The 16,409-nt window shown below is 55.6% G+C and carries 17 protein-coding genes; 9 read left to right on the top strand and 8 right to left on the bottom strand.

The window, feature by feature from the left end:
• Window positions 1-3 precede the first annotated feature (3 nt).
• The 6 genes from ABWV33_RS00830 to coxB form a co-directional block, all read right to left on the bottom strand.
• On the bottom strand, window positions 4-678 hold the full coding sequence (locus tag ABWV33_RS00830) for an SURF1 family protein (protein ID WP_353328624.1): 675 nt from the start codon (window positions 676-678) through the stop codon (window positions 4-6).
• Window positions 679-770: 92 nt separating this feature from the next.
• Window positions 771-1,616 carry a cytochrome c oxidase subunit 3 gene (locus ABWV33_RS00825; protein ID WP_113821789.1) on the bottom strand — a complete coding sequence of 282 codons (846 nt, stop codon included), beginning with the start codon at window positions 1,614-1,616 and terminating at the stop codon, window positions 771-773.
• 23 nt (window positions 1,617-1,639) lie between these two features.
• A complete protein-coding gene (locus tag ABWV33_RS00820; RefSeq protein WP_113821790.1) occupies window positions 1,640-2,215 on the bottom strand; it encodes a cytochrome c oxidase assembly protein in 576 nt (191 codons plus the stop codon).
• Window positions 2,215-2,376, bottom strand: coding sequence for a cytochrome c oxidase system small membrane protein (locus ABWV33_RS00815; RefSeq protein ID WP_162930756.1), 162 nt, complete (start codon window positions 2,374-2,376; stop codon window positions 2,215-2,217). Before ABWV33_RS00815 ends, ABWV33_RS00820 begins: the two co-directional genes overlap by 1 nt.
• Entirely contained in the window at window positions 2,373-3,317 is a 945-nt protein-coding gene (cyoE, locus tag ABWV33_RS00810; protein WP_353328622.1) for a heme o synthase, read from the bottom strand. The genes ABWV33_RS00815 and cyoE overlap by 4 nt, the downstream gene beginning before the upstream one ends.
• Window positions 3,318-3,407: 90 nt before the next feature.
• The gene (gene coxB, locus ABWV33_RS00805) at window positions 3,408-4,244 is read right to left on the bottom strand and encodes a cytochrome c oxidase subunit II (protein WP_164620130.1); all 837 of its coding nucleotides are present in this window, start codon (window positions 4,242-4,244) and stop codon (window positions 3,408-3,410) included.
• 174 nt (window positions 4,245-4,418) lie between these two features.
• Here coxB and tldD point away from each other — a divergent pair, with 174 nt between their 5' ends.
• Both tldD and dprA read left to right on the top strand, forming a co-directional pair.
• Entirely contained in the window at window positions 4,419-5,840 is a 1,422-nt protein-coding gene (gene tldD, locus ABWV33_RS00800) for a metalloprotease TldD (RefSeq protein ID WP_353328621.1), read from the top strand.
• A 257-nt stretch (window positions 5,841-6,097) separates the two neighbouring features.
• A complete protein-coding gene (gene dprA / locus ABWV33_RS00795) occupies window positions 6,098-7,249 on the top strand; it encodes a DNA-processing protein DprA (protein ID WP_353328619.1) in 1,152 nt (383 codons plus the stop codon).
• Window positions 7,250-7,254: 5 nt separating this feature from the next.
• On the opposite strand, the gene ABWV33_RS00790 is transcribed toward dprA, so the two are convergent.
• Window positions 7,255-7,692, bottom strand: coding sequence for a hypothetical protein (locus tag ABWV33_RS00790; protein ID WP_164620134.1), 438 nt, complete (start codon window positions 7,690-7,692; stop codon window positions 7,255-7,257).
• Between the two features lie 136 nt (window positions 7,693-7,828).
• Here ABWV33_RS00790 and topA point away from each other — a divergent pair, with 136 nt between their 5' ends.
• The 3 genes from topA (at window position 7,829) to ABWV33_RS00775 (ending at window position 12,020) form a co-directional block, all read left to right on the top strand.
• Window positions 7,829-10,552 (top strand): type I DNA topoisomerase, encoded by a 2,724-nt coding sequence (topA, locus tag ABWV33_RS00785; protein WP_353328617.1) that lies wholly within the window; start codon window positions 7,829-7,831, stop codon window positions 10,550-10,552.
• 134 nt (window positions 10,553-10,686) lie between these two features.
• On the top strand, window positions 10,687-11,385 hold the full coding sequence (locus tag ABWV33_RS00780) for a CoA transferase subunit A (RefSeq protein WP_121999487.1): 699 nt from the start codon (window positions 10,687-10,689) through the stop codon (window positions 11,383-11,385).
• A gap of 11 nt (window positions 11,386-11,396) precedes the next feature.
• Window positions 11,397-12,020, top strand: coding sequence for a 3-oxoacid CoA-transferase subunit B (locus ABWV33_RS00775; RefSeq protein WP_113821798.1), 624 nt, complete (start codon window positions 11,397-11,399; stop codon window positions 12,018-12,020).
• 53 nt (window positions 12,021-12,073) lie between these two features.
• Here the strand turns inward: ABWV33_RS00775 and ABWV33_RS00770 are convergent, their stop codons facing one another.
• Window positions 12,074-12,919, bottom strand: a complete 846-nt coding sequence (locus ABWV33_RS00770; RefSeq protein WP_121999486.1) for a lytic transglycosylase domain-containing protein — start codon at window positions 12,917-12,919, stop codon at window positions 12,074-12,076.
• A 361-nt stretch (window positions 12,920-13,280) separates the two neighbouring features.
• On the opposite strand from ABWV33_RS00770, the gene ABWV33_RS00765 reads away from it, so the two are divergent.
• The 4 genes from ABWV33_RS00765 to ABWV33_RS00750 all read left to right on the top strand — a co-directional run bounded on the left by ABWV33_RS00765 (window position 13,281) and on the right by ABWV33_RS00750 (window position 16,407).
• Window positions 13,281-13,508 carry a Flp family type IVb pilin gene (locus ABWV33_RS00765; protein WP_251134524.1) on the top strand — a complete coding sequence of 76 codons (228 nt, stop codon included), beginning with the start codon at window positions 13,281-13,283 and terminating at the stop codon, window positions 13,506-13,508.
• A 96-nt stretch (window positions 13,509-13,604) separates the two neighbouring features.
• Window positions 13,605-13,793, top strand: a complete 189-nt coding sequence (locus ABWV33_RS00760; RefSeq protein ID WP_113821890.1) for a hypothetical protein — start codon at window positions 13,605-13,607, stop codon at window positions 13,791-13,793.
• A gap of 147 nt (window positions 13,794-13,940) precedes the next feature.
• Complete coding sequence (cpaB, locus tag ABWV33_RS00755) at window positions 13,941-14,798, top strand: Flp pilus assembly protein CpaB (RefSeq protein WP_121999484.1); 858 nt, start codon at window positions 13,941-13,943, stop codon at window positions 14,796-14,798.
• 193 nt (window positions 14,799-14,991) lie between these two features.
• Window positions 14,992-16,407, top strand: coding sequence for a type II and III secretion system protein family protein (locus ABWV33_RS00750; RefSeq protein ID WP_113821802.1), 1,416 nt, complete (start codon window positions 14,992-14,994; stop codon window positions 16,405-16,407).
• Window positions 16,408-16,409: the final 2 nt, after the last annotated feature.

Below are 16,409 nucleotides of genomic sequence, written 5' to 3'. Positions count from 1 at the left end.
CTCTCAGCTTTCAGCTCGTTTTGCGGCGCGTGTACGCCAGAGGAAATAGACAGACATACCAGCCCAGACCAAAGCCAGGCCAAACCACGTCACGACATATTGTAAGTGATCATTCGGAATGCCGTTGGTATCTACGGGCAACGGCGTCACATTCGGGTCGGTTTTCGACTTTGCGATGACCAGAATAGGTTCTGTGCCCAAAATAGCAGGCACCACGTCCAGATCGCGCGCAAACCAGATGTTGGCGTCGATATCAGGGTCGGGTGTGTATTCATCAATTTCATCGGGCCAATGCAGGTTGCCGATGATCTCCATCTCGCCAATCTGGCGTGGAGTATCCTTGTCCTCAAGCGCGACAAACCCGCGATCGACCAACAGGGTTTGATCTTGGGTGACAAACGGCGCAAGGATTCGATAACCCGGCCCCACTTGTTTGACCGACACCAGAACATGCACCTCGCCCTCCAGCATCTCGCCGGTCAGGCGCACAGGCAGATAGCGGTCTGATACAGGATCTGGGTTCAGCGGCACAGACACGGGATCAGCGCTGATACGCGCCTCGATATCCGCCAGCACGCCCTCTTTCCACGTCAGGCGCTGCAATTGCCACATGCCCAATGACACCAGAATGGCCAAGCCAGTCAGACCAAAAATCAACGTGAACAGGACGCGGCCCATTGATGGCTCCGGTAGGATACGAAAACAGCGCGCGGTGATCCCGCGCGCCGTAGCTTGTTTAAGCTTTGTCAGCCGTTTTGCAACCGCCTGTCTTACAGAACCGCTTGGCCCCAGATGTAGACAGCGAAGAACAGGAACAACCAGACAACGTCAACAAAGTGCCAGTACCATGCAGCGGCTTCGAAACCGACGTGCTGCTCGGGGGTGAAATCCCCCTTCATGGCGCGGATAAGACAGACTGTCAGGAACACGGTCCCGATCAGAACGTGGAAGCCGTGGAAGCCTGTGGCCATGAAGAAGTTGGAATAGAACACATCGCTGCCAAATTCCCAACCATCATGAAGCAGCAGTTCAGCATATTCGTAGGCCTGCAGACCGGTGAAGAAGATGCCAAAAATGATGCCAATTGCCAGACCCTGGATCAGCGCCTTGCGGTCGTTGTTGTGAACCAACGCGTGGTGCGCCCATGTCACGGCACAGCCCGACAGCAGCAAGACCAGCGTGTTGATCAGCGGCAGGTGGAACGGGTCAACAGTGTGAATCGCAGGTTGGATATATTCAGTGCCGATATAGTCCTGCATCGGGTACATGGCGTGCTTAAAGAACGACCAGAACCAAGCGAAAAAGAACATCACTTCGGACATAACGAAGAAGATAAAGCCATAGCGCAGTCCGATGCGCACAACCAGGGTGTGGTCGCCTGTGTTGCCTTCGGTGACCATTTTCGCCCACCAGTCAAACATGGTGTACAACACCATCGCGAGACCGATCAGGAACATCCAAGGGCCGCTCAGTTCAACAGAACCGCCCAACGTTGGCACAGGGCCGGCCATCCAGACGACAGCGCCAAATAGCATGATAAAGCCACCGATTGCACCAAGCAGGGGCAAGATCGAAGGGGGCAGAATGTGATAGTCGTGGTTCTTAGCATGTGCCATTTAAGTGTCCCTCACCTAGCGGCTTAGTTCAATTTATTGTCTGCCTTGGTTTCAAGGGCCGCGTAGCCCTCTGGCAGATCAATTTCGTGGAAAGTATACGATAGAGTTATCGTATGTACATATTTGCCTTCCCGATCTGTTACGATCTCAGGATCGACAAAAAAGGTCACGGGCATTTGCACCCGTTCACCCGGTTGCAGCACCTGCTCTTCAAAGCAAAAGCACTGAATCTTTTCGAAGAACGCACCTGCGGAATACGGCGTCACGTTATAAGACGCAGCGCCCGCGACAGGGCGGTCTGTTGGATTGTAAGCCTCGTAGAATGCCAGACCGGTTTCCCCGATCCGCATTTCCATCTGACGCACCACAGGTTTGAATTCCCACGGCATGTCACGATCTTTGGACGCATCGAACCGGACCTTGATGGTCTGGTTCAGGATTTCATCAGATCCAGCCGTCGCAACACCCGTCACGCCGCCAAATCCGGTCACCCGGCAAAACCAGTCATAAAACGGCACAGACGCCCACGATAAACCGCCCATCAGGACAACCACGCCGACCAGCTGTAGCACCGTCTTTTTGGGACCGCTCATCGCCATCAGTTCTGCACCTCAGCGCGGGGCACTTCGAAACCGCCGCTTGTTACCTTGGCCACGGTTAGCCCGAAAACGATCACGATGAATGCAGCCAACGTCAGGCCCACGCCCAAGTTCCGGCTATAGCGACGTTCGTGGATCTCATGTTCCTTGCGCAGGCTCATGACCAGCCCCCCAATCCGTATGGTTTCAGCACAGCCTCAACCAGAATCGCACCAAAGTGCAGGAAGAGGTACAGCAGCGACAACTTGAAAAAGCTCCGCTCGGCTTTGAAATCATCCACTTCGGAATCATCTTCGTTGCGGCGCAAAATCTTCAACGCACCCAACAGAAATAGTGCATTCATGACCAGAGCTACGGCCAGATAGATCGGTCCACCAATACCTGAAAACGCAGTACCAACAGCGAGAATGGCCAGCAACACCGTGTAGACCAGAATATGAACCCGCGTCGCGCGGCGCCCATGGGTCACGGTCAACATCGGTACACCCGCATCGTCATAGTCCGAGCGCATAAACAGCGCCAAGGCCCAGAAATGCGGCGGGGTCCACATGAAAGTCAGGGCAAACATCAGCCACGGCTCCAGCGTCATCGACCCTGTCGCAGCAATCCAGCCGATCACCGGCGGAAAGGCCCCCGCTGCGCCACCAATAACAATGTTATGGGGCGTCGAACGCTTGAGCCACATGGTGTAGATCACCACGTAAAAGAAAATCGTAAAGGCCAGAAACAGCCCGGCAAACACATTGGCGGCCAAGGCCAGCATGATCACGGCCAGACCTGACAGCGCTATGCCCAAGGACAGGGCCTCGCCTTCGGTGACCTTACCCGCAGGGATCGGACGCCCCTTGGTACGCTTCATCACGCGGTCGATGTCAGCATCCCACCACATATTCAACGCGCCAGACGCACCACCGCCAATGGCAATGAACAAAATGGCGCAGAACGCGATCACGGGATTGACCGAAACCGGTGCAGCCACCAACCCAACCAGAGCCGTAAACACAACCAAGGACATGACCCGAGGCTTCAACAGGGCGAAATAATCGCCAAACTGCGCCTCGTCTTCCCGAATGGTGCTGGCGTTGATGCTTGCGTCGCTCATCTTTGGTCCTCTGAGGGCGAAAGGTGCGCAAATTGCGCACCCAACGTCTTGTGGCCATAGATGGGGTCACCCCCATCCAATCGCGGCATTTTACTTAGAAGCAACCTGAAAGCTCTGCGGCAGACCCGCAAACTCTTCGATCGCGCCTGTCAGCCATGCGTCATAGGCTTCCTGGCTCACCACTTTGACGGTGATCGGCATATATGCGTGGTCTTTACCGCACAGCTCCGAACACTGACCAAAATAGATGCCCTCTTTCTCGGCTTTGAACCACAGCTCAGCCAAACGACCGGGAACCGCGTCCTGCTTTACGCCAAAGGCTGGAATGGTCCAAGAATGGATCACGTCCGCGCCGGTGACCTGCATGACGATAGTTTTATTTACTGGCACGACAACGGCAGTGTCGGTGGCCAGCAGATACTCATCCTGGCTGTACCCTGCGGCTTCCAGACCTTCACGACCCAGCATAAAGCTTTCAAAACCGAACTCGTGGTCGACATACTCGTAACCCCAGTACCACTGGTAACCGGTTACTTTGATGGTGATGTCGCCTTCTGGGATTTCCTGCTGCTTAAACAGAACCGGCAAGCTGAACGCACCAATAAAAACCAGGATCAAGATGGGGCCAATGGTCCACAGGATCTCGATCGGAGTGTTGTGGGTAAAGCTAGAAGGGGTCGGGTTCGCGCGGCGGTTAAAGCGCACGATGCAATACAGCATCAACGCAGCAACAAAAACACAGACCACAGTGATGATCACCAGAATCATCCAGTCCAGCGACTGCAAGTCACGTGCCAATTCAGTTGCGGCAGGCTGAAAGCCCCAAGCGCCATCAACAGGTTTTCCGATAATCTCCAGATCCTGCGCGGCGGCCGGCAGGCTAGAAAGGGCAGCGAAAAGCCCTGAAAGCGTCAAAACGTTCTTCATGTCGTGTCCTGATCGGTTGATCTTTATGTCCCTGACAGGGTCGGTGAATCAAAAATTCTCGCCCCGTTGTCTTTAACGTCGCTAGAAATCATATTCCGGGTAGCAGATAAAGCAAAATGCTTGCGTCAAACGGACGCTATTTTTGATCCAGATCAAACCGCGAGGCCCCGGCACATGCCCAAAGACCCATTTCGTCCCTTCGAAACCACCCTTCCGCATGACGAAGCACTCCGAGTCCTGCAAGAGGCGACCGCCGGAGCCGAAGACGGCGACCTGTTTGTCGAGCGTCGAAAATCCGAAGCACTGATGTTTGATGACGGGCGATTGCGCTCGGCGTCCTATGACGCCTCCGAAGGGTTCGGCCTGCGCGCGGTGCAGGGCGATGTGGCCGGATATGCCCATTCAACCGAACTTTCGATTCCCGCGATGAAGCGCGCAGCCGAAACCGCGCGCCTTGCGGTTGGTGATGGTGGCGGCACACTCGCGGTTGCCCCCCGCCCCACCAATGTCCGTCTCTATACGGATGATGACCCGATCGAATCCGCGTCCTTTCCAGTCAAAATCGAAACCCTGCGCGAAATGGACGCCTTTGCCCGCGACATGGATCCACGCGTGGTTCAGGTCTCGGCCACGATTGCCGCATCGGTGCAAGAGGTCGAGATCCTGCGCCCCGACGGGATGCACGTGCGCGATGTCCGCCCAATGACCCGCGTCAATATCTCGGTCATCGTTGAACAGAACGGGCGACGCGAAAGCGGCTCGGCTGGCGGTGGCGGCCGCGTTGGCCTTGACGGGTTGATCGCTCCCGAGGATTGGCAAGGCAAAGCACGCGAAGCGCTGCGCATCGCCTTGGTGAACCTCGAAGCCGTCCCGGCTCCGGCAGGGGTGATGGAGGTCGCGCTTGGCCCCGGCTGGCCGGGCATTCTGTTACACGAGGCCATCGGCCACGGGTTAGAGGGCGATTTTAATCGCAAGGGCACCTCGGCCTTTGCCGGTCTGATGGGACAGCGCGTGGCTGCCAAGGGCGTTACCGTTCTCGATGATGGCACCCTGCCCGACCGGCGCGGCTCGATCAGTGTCGATGACGAAGGCACTCCCTCGAACAAAACCACCCTGATCGAAGACGGCATTCTGGTCGGCTTTATGCAAGATCGTCAAAACGCGCGCCTAATGGGCGTTGAACCCACCGGCAATGGGCGGCGTCAAAGCTATGCCTACAAACCGATGCCGCGCATGACCAACACCTATATGTTGGGGGGCGATGCCAACCCTGCGGATCTGGTGGCGGAAATCAAAGACGGTATCTGGGCGGTTGGCTTCGGTGGCGGTCAGGTCGACATCACCAATGGTAAGTTCGTGTTCTCTTGTACCGAAGCTTACCGCGTCGAAAACGGCAAGATCGGTGCGCCGGTCAAAGGCGCCACCCTAATCGGCGACGGGGCCTCGGCCCTCAAACGCGTCCGCGGCCTGGGCAATGACATGGCCTTGGATCCCGGAATGGGCACTTGCGGCAAAGAAGGGCAATCCGTGCCCGTAGGCGTCGGCCAACCAACTGTTCTGATGGATGGGCTGACAGTCGGCGGCTCAGCCGCCTAAATTTCAGGCTTAATATTTCGTCTCTACACCGGGCGACCTCTTAATGAGGTCGGCCGGTGATTCCCCCCGGTGCATGGGGGTGCACGCCCGGTGCACGGCGGGTGTACAGATGGCACCCCCCCCTCAAATCCCTTGTTTTGTTGTGTCTTAACCCTGACCCAAACCATTTTGAAAAAATCTGCATCTAATTTGTAGCGATTCACGCTGTGTTAACCTCCGTACCGCTAAACCTAACTTGCAAGCAGGCGGAGCAACGGATGACCGAGGATAAACTTTCTTCCAATCACCCCCCACTCCCACCCACCACGGAAGATGATCGGTTTTCGTGGCTTCGTCTGTTGCGCTCTCGCAGGGTCGGACCGGCAACCTTCCGGCGTCTCCTGGCAGAGCATGGTACAGCGCAGAACGCGCTTGCCGCGTTGCCCAAAGTGGCACGTGACGCCGGTGTAAAAGGGTATGAAATATGCCCTATCGGTGTCGTTGACGCAGAACTCAAGGCCGCAAAAGCTGCCAAAGCGCAGCTTTTGTGCCTGGGGGATGCACGCTATCCCAAACAACTCGCTACCCTGGCTGACGCGCCACCCGTGCTCTGGGCCATCGGGGATATTTCTATCCTTAATCGCCCCTCGATTGCCATGGTCGGCGCGCGCAACTGTTCCTCGCTCGGAACCCGCATGGCGCGGGCTTTGGCCCATGATTTAGGCGCACAAGGCTATGTCGTGGCTTCAGGCTTGGCGCGCGGAATTGACACCGCAGCCCATATCGCCGCCCTTCCCACCGGGACAATCGCAGTGATGGCCGGTGGCGTTGACGTCATCTATCCCACTGAAAACACAGGCCTTGCTCAGGACATCGCACGCCAAGGCGTGCGGATCTCGGAACAACCCATGGGCTTACCTCCGCAGGCGCGCCACTTTCCCCGCCGCAATCGCATTATCTCAGGTCTCGCCCTTGGTGTGGTCGTTGTCGAAGCCGCAGCCAAGTCCGGCAGCCTGATCACCGCCTGCGATGCCCTTGATCAGGGTCGCGAGGTTCTAGCGGTGCCCGGCCACCCCTTTGATGCCCGCGCGTCCGGCTGCAATATGCTGATCCACGACGGGGCCACATTGGTGCGCAACGCCGAAGATGTCATTGCAGCGCTGCCTCCACAGGAACAAGAGCAGCCCGAGCAAACGCTGCACGATCTCATGGAAACGGCCCCAGCACCGCCCCCCAAACGCACCCTCAAGGAAACCGCCAAGCTGCACCTCCAGATCCTGAACCGGTTGGGACCCTCACCCGTCGCCGAAGATCAACTGATCCGCGATCTATCGTCTTCAGCGGGTGAGGTCGGATCGGCGCTGATGGATCTGGAACTTGATGGCAAGATCAACCGCCAATCAGGCGGATTGCTCTCCCGATCGGATTGAGCCGGTTACAAACCTTGGCAAACATCCGGGATAACCGATCGCCAGCTGGCACACAGGTTCGGATCAGAATACCAGACATCCGTTGCCCCAATCCCCCAATGCACTGCAACCCAAGTATTGCCAGATTTCCGATACAGGGCCTGCACCCCAAGGTTATCGATATACTCCAGATCAACATCCCCGCGCCGGACACTTGGCGTTTGACGCAAATCGATTTGCCCCCCTCCCGGTCGTTGCGGGGTCACGGCAGCAAAAGCCACCGGTCCCTGAACCCGCAAATCATGCACCACAAATTCAATCGGCGCCCCGAGGGTCCATTCCAAATGCGGTCGAATGGCATCCATCAACGCGGCACGTGTTGCCGTGCCTCGCGCGGGCTCTTCCCATGCCAAGGCCCCTTGCCCAACCAAACACACCGCTATCGCCAACATCACATTTCGCATGCCATCCCTCGTTTAAGTGCAACAATACCACCCTCAAACTGCGCCCAAATCACACGGATTGACAATCAGGTCTTGCACCCCACATCTTGCCCGGCCATAGAACGCGCCGTGTCTGTTGAATGAGGTTTTCCCTTAAATGCCCGTAGTTGTTGTAGAATCCCCTGCCAAGGCCAAGACGATCAATAAGTATCTCGGTTCCAATTACACGGTATTGGCATCGTATGGTCATGTTCGTGACCTGCCACCCAAGGATGGATCCGTCGATACCGAGCATGATTTTGACATGAAATGGGAGGTCGGGACCGACAGCCGCAAACATGTCAAAGCCATCGCAGACGCGTTGAAAGACGACAACGAACTGATCCTCGCGACTGACCCCGATCGCGAAGGCGAAGCTATCAGTTGGCATCTGCAAGAGGCGCTCACCAAACGCCGCTCGATCAAAAAGGACACACCGGTCAGCCGAGTGGTGTTCAATGCGATCACTAAGGCCGCCGTCACCGAAGCCATGCAAAATCCGCGCCAAGTCGACATGCCGCTGGTCGAGGCCTATCTGGCCCGCCGGGCACTGGACTATCTTGTGGGCTTCAACCTGTCGCCTGTTTTGTGGCGCAAACTTCCCGGTGCGAAATCCGCTGGCCGGGTGCAATCGGTGTGCCTGCGTTTGATCGTTGAACGCGAAATGGACATCGAAGCTTTCAATCCGCGCGAATACTGGTCTGTCAAAGCCCTGTTTGAAACGCCTCGCGGTCAAGAATTCGAAGCCCGCCTGACGGTTCTGGCAGGCAACAAACTGGACAAACACGACCTGTCTAACGTGACGCAGGCAGAATTGGCCGTTCAAGCCATCACCAGCCGTGCTCTGTCCGTTCAGTCTGTCGAAGCCAAACCGGCCAACCGAAACCCATCGGCCCCCTTCATGACCTCGACCCTGCAGCAAGAGGCCAGCCGCAAGTTCGGCATGGGTGCACGCCAAACCATGAGCGCAGCACAGCGACTGTATGAGGCAGGTTACATCACCTATATGCGGACCGATGGCATCGACATGGCCCCCGAAGCCGTGACTGCCGCCCGTGAGGCGATCAAAGACCGCTATGGTGCCGATTACGTGCCAGACAGCCCACGCGTTTATAAAAACAAAGCGAAGAACGCGCAGGAAGCGCACGAATGTATCCGTCCAACGGATATGACGTTGGACGCTTCACAGCTAAAGGTCACCGAAGCCGACCAACGCAAGCTGTATGACCTGATCTGGAAACGGACGCTTGCGTGCCAGATGGCCGCCGCACGTCTGGAACGCACCACAGTTGATATCGGCAGCGAAGACCGTCAGGTTGCCTTGCGCGCCACAGGTCAGGTTGTTCTCTTTGACGGTTTCATGCGCGTCTACGAAGAAGGCCGTGACGATGTTGCTGACGAAGATGACAAGCGTCTGCCCCAAATCATGCAGGGCGAACCCGCCAAATTCGCCAAGACCTCTCTGTCCGACCAATTTACCAAGGCGACGGGCGAAGCACAGGTCACTGAGGGCGCGAAGGTCGCCAAAGAGGCGGTTCTGTCCGATAACGAATCCGTTCTCGCCTTGCAGCATCACACCCAGCCCCCACCGCGGTATACAGAGGCGACTCTGGTCAAGCGAATGGAAGAGTTGGGTATTGGGCGTCCGTCGACCTATGCCAGTATCGTCACCACGATTCAGGATCGTGAATACGTCCGCAAAGACAAGAACCGCCTGATCCCCGAGGAAAAAGGTCGGATCGTTACGATTTTCCTGCTGAACTTCTTCCGTCAGTATGTGGGTTATGATTTCACGGCCGACCTCGAAAGTCAGCTTGACCATGTAAGCGCAGGCGAAGGGGATTACAAAGAGCTGTTAAACAAGTTCTGGCGCGATTTTTCTGCCGCCATCGCCGAAACATCCGAGCTTCGGATCTCCGAAGTGCTGGACAAACTTGACGAAGCGCTCGCACCACAGCTCTATCCGCCGCGCGAAGACGGCAGCGATCCACGCATCTGCCCGAAATGCGGCAGCGGCCAGTTGCACTTGAAAACCTCGCGGACCGGCGGCTTCGTTGGGTGCGGGAACTATCCCGAGTGTCGTTATACCCGACCGCTTAACGGTGATGCGGACGACAGCGGCGATCAGGTTCTCGGCGAAGACAACGGCGACGAGATCAGCCTGAAAAAGGGTCGCTTTGGCCCCTATGTTCAGCGTGGGGAGGTCACCGAAGAGAACAAGAAACCCCCACGCGCCAGTCTACCGCGCGGATGGTCAGCCGAAGATATGGACCTGACCAAGGCCCTGACGCTGCTCAGCCTGCCCCGTGAAATTGGCTTGCACCCCGAAGGCGGCGAGATCAAATCCAACTTCGGTCGTTTTGGCCCCTACATCATGCATCAGGCTCCTGAAGAGGCGAAACCGGTTTATGCCAACCTCAAAGACCCCAATGACGTCTTTGAAATTGGTATGAACCGCGCAGTCGAACTGTTGGCCGAAAAACGCGCCAACCCGCGTGGACGGGGTGGTACCGCGGCCAAACCTCTGAAAGAGTTGGGCGAACATCCTGAAAGCGGCGGTCCGGTCAACGTCATGGAAGGACGGTATGGTCCCTATGTGAAATGGGAAAAGGTCAACGCAACTATTCCCAAGGGCACCGAACCCGCAGATGTGACCATGGAACTGGCCGTGGGTTGGATTGCTGAGAAAGCCGCTAAAAAACCCGCCGCAAAGAAAAAAGCCGCGCCCAAAAAGAAACCCGCTACGAAAAAAGCTCCGGCGAAGAAGCCAGCCGCAAAGAAAACAACGGCCAAAAAACCGGCAGCAAAAAAACCAGCGGCCAAGGCTGCTGACAGCGAATAATGCCGTCTGGCCCGGTGTTTGAAACACTGGGCCAGATCATTAGGTAGAAATACCCGCCCCCCTCTCCGATTGTTGACTTCGCTGTGACGCGGCGGCACAACCGCCCCATCACCAAGGTATTGGGAGAGTTTTCCATGAAAAAAATCTATGCAAACGCCGCTGAGGCGCTCGATGGACTGCTGCACGATGGCATGTTTATCGCGGCGGGTGGCTTTGGCCTATGCGGCATCCCCGAATTGCTGCTGGACGCCATCAAAGACGCAGGCACTAAGGATCTGACCTTTGCCTCAAACAACGCGGGTGTGGACGATTTCGGTATCGGCATCCTGTTGCAGACCAAACAGGTCAAGAAAATGATCAGCTCGTATGTCGGCGAAAACGCAGAATTCATGCGTCAGTATCTGTCCGGCGAGCTCGAGTTGGAATTTAACCCTCAGGGTACTCTGGCTGAGCGTATGCGCGCTGGTGGGGCAGGCATTCCAGGTTTTTATACCAAAACCGGTGTGGGCACAGTGATTGCCGATGGCAAAGAGCACAAAGACTTCAATGGTGACACCTACATCATGGAAGAGGGTATTTTTGCTGACCTCGCCATCGTGAAAGCATGGAAAGCCGACGAAACTGGCAACCTTGTTTTCCGCAAAACCGCCCGCAACTTCAACGCCCCTGCTGCGACCTGTGGCAAGATGTGCATCGTCGAAGTTGAAGAGATCGTGCCAACGGGCTCTTTGGACCCGGATTCGATCCACCTGCCGGGCATCTATGTGCACCGGATCATCCAGGGCGATCACGAAAAGCGCATTGAACAGCGCACCACTCGGCCAGCGGCATAAGGAGAGCGAACATGTGGGATCGTAATCAAATGGCCGCACGTGCGGCGCAAGAACTGCAAGACGGTTGGTATGTGAACCTCGGCATCGGTATTCCGACGCTGGTGTCCAACTACATCCCTGAAGGAGTCGAAGTGACCCTGCAGTCCGAAAACGGCATGCTGGGCATGGGCCCCTTCCCTGTTGAGGGTGAAGAAGACGCAGACCTGATCAACGCAGGCAAACAAACCATCACAGAGCTGCCTCAGACTGCATATTTCGACAGTGCACAGTCTTTTGCAATGATCCGAGGCGGTAAAATCGCCATGGCCATTCTGGGCGCAATGGAAGTTGCTGAAAACGGCGATCTGGCAAACTGGATGATTCCGGGCAAACTGGTCAAAGGCATGGGCGGCGCGATGGATCTGGTCGCAGGTGTTGGTCGCGTGGTGGTTGTAATGGATCACACCAACAAGCATGGCGACTCCAAGGTGCTCAAGGAATGCACACTCCCCCTGACCGGGAAATCAGTTGTAGATCGCATCATCACGAACCTTGGCGTGCTTGATGTCGTCGAGGGCGGCTTGAAGATCGTTGAGTGCGCTGAAGGCGTGACCGAAGAAGAACTGCGCGCGGCAACGCAGGCGACTCTCGTCTAACTCTGCCCACACACTCAAAGAAAAGGCGCCCTAGATTAGGGCGCCTTTTTTGTTTAGTTCATAGTGGCGAAGACACAGCCATCTGTGATCAGCTCAGGTGGCGTCTTGCAAAGCCCTCGCGCGACCTGAAACGCTGCCAGCACTTTTGGCACGTAATCGCGGGTCTCTGCGAAGGGGGGAACACCTTTATGAGTGCGCACAGACCCCTCTCCGGCGTTATATCCTGCTAAGGCCAATATCGGATCGTTTTTGAATTCGCCCATCAACCAATCGAGGTATTTGACCCCGCCTGCGATATTATCTTCAGCGACCAAACTGTCGGTGACCCCGAACCGGGACGCCGTTGCTGGCATCAGTTGCATCAATCCCTGTGCCCCTGCCCCACTGACCGCGTCCGCACGACCACCCGACTCCACGGCAATCACAGCCAACACCAAAGCAGGCGAAACATTAGTGCCAATCGTAGATCGCAGAATCGGAACCCCACGCGCCTGCGCAATCTCCTGCAAGGCTTGCAACCGCGGCGCGGACACCTGACCAGACGCCGTAAGCGTGCGCATGGCATCTTGCAGGCGTCCCGGCCGGGACTTGGTCATATCAGGTGAAATCTTTTCCCAGAACCATGAGAACCGCCCAAGCGCCGGCTTAGCTTTTACAGGCGACTTGCCACTTGGTTTAGGAGTATCAGCCAAAGCTGGCGAATTGCGCCCAGCAAAAGGTGCAGCTGCGTGCTCCTCAGGCGAGATCTGAACAAGCCCCCCTTTGGGTAACCCTGACCGCGTCACCTTGATCCGCTTCGATTTTACTTCAGGAAAAGCTGACTGCGCTTCTGCACGAGTCGGCTGTGACAACGCCAAAAGCGCGATTCCACCACTTATTATCAATATCCGGAGGACCATCTGCTCGCCTCTCTATCTGCTTTGACGTGTTTTTCTCCAATTTTGTCCCTCAAAACCAGAAAAACCCGGCCAAATAGGGCAGTTTCGCCCCAATTGACACCGATTTGCATCGCTTATGGCAGGTGTCTACAAAAAAATTCAAATTTATCCCCATACTTTTCAACGTGTTAGCAAAATTCTTTGGGAAAAGTTAAAATTAGGCAATCTAATTCCATTTTTGGCCCAATTCCTGCCACGGGGAACAGGCAAAAGTAATGCATACCACGACGGACACGGTCCTACTGAGAGAGAGACAGGGCCACACGGACGAAGCGGTTAAGACAACGAAACAAAATCTAGTGATCCTTTGGAGGGACATACCATGATGAACTTTATCAAAAACTTCCGCAATGACGAAGACGGCGCTGTAACTGTTGATTGGGTTGTACTGACCGCAGCCGTTGTTGCTCTGGGTGGCGTTGCATACCAAGGCATCTCGGATGGTGCATCCGGCCTGGCCACAAACGTAGACACTGCAATGTCCGGCACCACAGTTACACTGGGTAGCGAAGGCGCTCTGACCGGTGGTACCAGCTCCAGCGGCAGCTAATAGCCGAACGACCTGATAGTCGTAAGATTACCGCTTGGGCCGCATCGCGCAGCGATGCGGCCCAAACTTTCTACAACCATCAGCTGGGGTATCGACGTGTGGAAACCAATTAAAAAAATCGTCGAAGACCAGAATGGCGCCGTCACAGTGGACTGGGTTGTTCTAACAGCAGTCACTCTCGGCCTGGGGACTGTCACCTACTTGTCTATGGAAAACAGCGTCGACAGTCTGACCGGTGAGTTTTCCACCAAGATGGTCAACACAGATGTCTCGACCGAAGGGTAAGTCTAAGAAATTGTAGAGACATGCCGCCCAATAGGCATTGATCTTCCCTGATTTGGTCACAATCAACAGATACTCAGTACTACATGAAGGGCCCTTGCCCGGTATCCTGCGCTGACGCAGGCAATAGTAATATGACGAGGTGCAGATATGCGTTCAGTTTTTGGACTAGTTTTGATTCTTGGTATCGCCCTAGCAGGTGGCGCTGTCATGATGGCTCGCAACTATATCTCCGCCTATCAAAATGAGCTAGCACGTGAACGCCAGGCGCGAGTTCCCGCAGTTCCAACCCAAGTCGTGTTTGTTGCGACTAAACCCCTTCGGTATGGACAGCGGTTAGACAAAGACAGTGTCCGGGCCGTCAATTGGCCAAAATCTGCTATCCCAGAGGGTTCTTTTAGCGAAGTAAACGCTTTGTTTCCGGTCGATCCATTGGACAATCCTTTCGTTCTACGTGCGATAGAAAAAGACGAAGCGATCCTTGTGCAGAAAGTCACGAAACCCGGTGAAGATGCTGGGCTGACCTCTCAGTTGGAGCGCGGCATGCGTGCATTTGCAATCCGCGTGGACGTTGCATCAGGCGTGTCTGGTTTTTTGCGCCCCGGAGACCGAGTTGATGTCTATTGGACCGGCAGCATCCGAGATGCAGTCGAAGGTGCACGTGGTGATGTAACCCGCTTGATCCAGGCCAACATCAACCTCATTGCAGTCGACCAGATATCCGGTGGCGATCTGACACGTGCGACAATCGCCAGAACAGTGACTGTGTCGGCGCTGCCCGAACAGGTGGCCGCCCTTGCTCAGGCTCAAACATCGGGACGGTTGTCTCTTGCATTGGTTGGAGCTGAAGATGATACAATTGCTTCAGCCATCGAAGTTGACCAGCGCTCCCTTCTAGGTCTCGGCGAAATTGAGGCCGCTCCTGTGGAAGCCAAGAAAAAGGTTTGCACAATTCGCCAGCGCCGCGGGGCTGAAGTGATGGAAATTCCGATCCCATGCACAAACTAAGCGAATTCATATAGTTATCAATCATGAGATCTCAGCCCACGCTGAGGTCTCATTTCGTGTTGTTGCGCGTTCTCCACATAAGAAACGATGCGGAAACCATTGATTCTTGCAAAAAAAATAGAACTGGCGCAAGGTGAACAAAATTCCGGGCGCTAAGACCCGAAAATGAGGCGTGATCGGAGAGGCAGGTCACATGAAATTCGACGTTTGGATCAAAGCCGCCCTATTTGGGCTGGCATTGACGTGCAACCCGGTTGGTTCCCCAGCTGGTGCTGAGACTTTGCGGGTTGTTCAACAAGGCACTTCATCCACGCTTGAGGTTCCCATGAACCGTGCTGTCGTGGTCGAAAGTGACAGGCCTTTTGCGGAACTCAGCATCGCCAATGCCGGGATAGCTGACATTTCGTCTTTGTCAGACAGAACTATCTATGTCCTTGGTAAATCACCCGGCCTCACGACCTTGACGCTTTTGGATGCAACTGGGCGTTTGATCACAAACGTTGATGTGCGTGTGGCCGCAGATGTAACCGAATTCAAAGAGCGGCTGCGTCAGATCCTTCCGGGCGAAAAAATTGAAGTCCGAACCGCAAATGACGGCATTGTCTTGTCTGGAACGGTCTCAAGCAGCCTGCGCCTCCAGCGGGCTTTGGATTTGGCCGAGCGCTATGCGCCCGAACGCGTTTCGAACCTGATGAGTGTCGGCGGTGTTCAACAGGTCATGCTGAAGGTGCGCTTTGCAGAAATGCAGCGGTCAGTTTCTAAATCGTTGAGCGCCTCGCTTGGCGTAAGCGGCGGTTCAGATGTAGGCGTAAACGGCGGTATTAACACTCTGAACAGCCAAGGTCCCCTTACGAATGCTCTAAACGGAAACATTCCAGCGGGAAACAACAACACGGGCGCGTTGCTTTTTGGGTTTGGCGCGGGGTCGATGCAGGTTCGACTGCTGCTCGAAGCATTGGAGCAAAAAGGGGTTGTGCGCACCCTGGCAGAACCGAATCTTTCCGCCCTTTCTGGCCAAGAAGCAACGTTTTTAGCTGGGGGTGAGTATCCGATTCCTGTTGCTCAGGAAGATGGCGTGTTTACGGTCGAATACAAACCATTTGGCATCGAGATGGCCTTTACGCCCCGTGTCGTGGACAAGGATTTGATCAACCTTGAACTTCTTGCGGCAGTCTCCGCGTTGGATCCGGCCAACGCCGTCACAGTGAACGGTGCGCAGGTAAATGCGTTCTCACGCAGAGAAACCACAACGACCGTCGAAATGCGCGATGGCGAAAGTTTTGCAATCGCGGGACTTATCCAAGACAATTTCCTCGACAACAATGCGCAGCTTCCTTGGATCGGAGACATCCCGGTTCTAGGGTCTCTTTTCCGTAGCGCCAACTATCAGCGCAGCCAAACGGAACTCGTCATTATCATTACTGCACACTTGGTCTCCCCCACTCGGGGTGAAGCCCTCGCCTTGCCAACTGATCGTGTAAAACCACCGAGTGAGAGTGATCTGTTCCTCTTTGGGCGCGTTGCACGAACCAACCGCCCGCAAAGTGGCCCTGCATCCGAAGTGGCAAAGCAAGACTTTAGCGGCTCTTATGGCTATGTAATGGAATGACC

The organism is Phaeobacter sp. NW0010-22 (assembly GCF_040365955.1).
Taxonomy (GTDB): Bacteria; Pseudomonadota; Alphaproteobacteria; order Rhodobacterales; family Rhodobacteraceae; genus OMPR01.
Note: the sequence above shows the minus strand (reverse complement) of the source record. Positions and strands in the feature narration are given on the sequence as shown.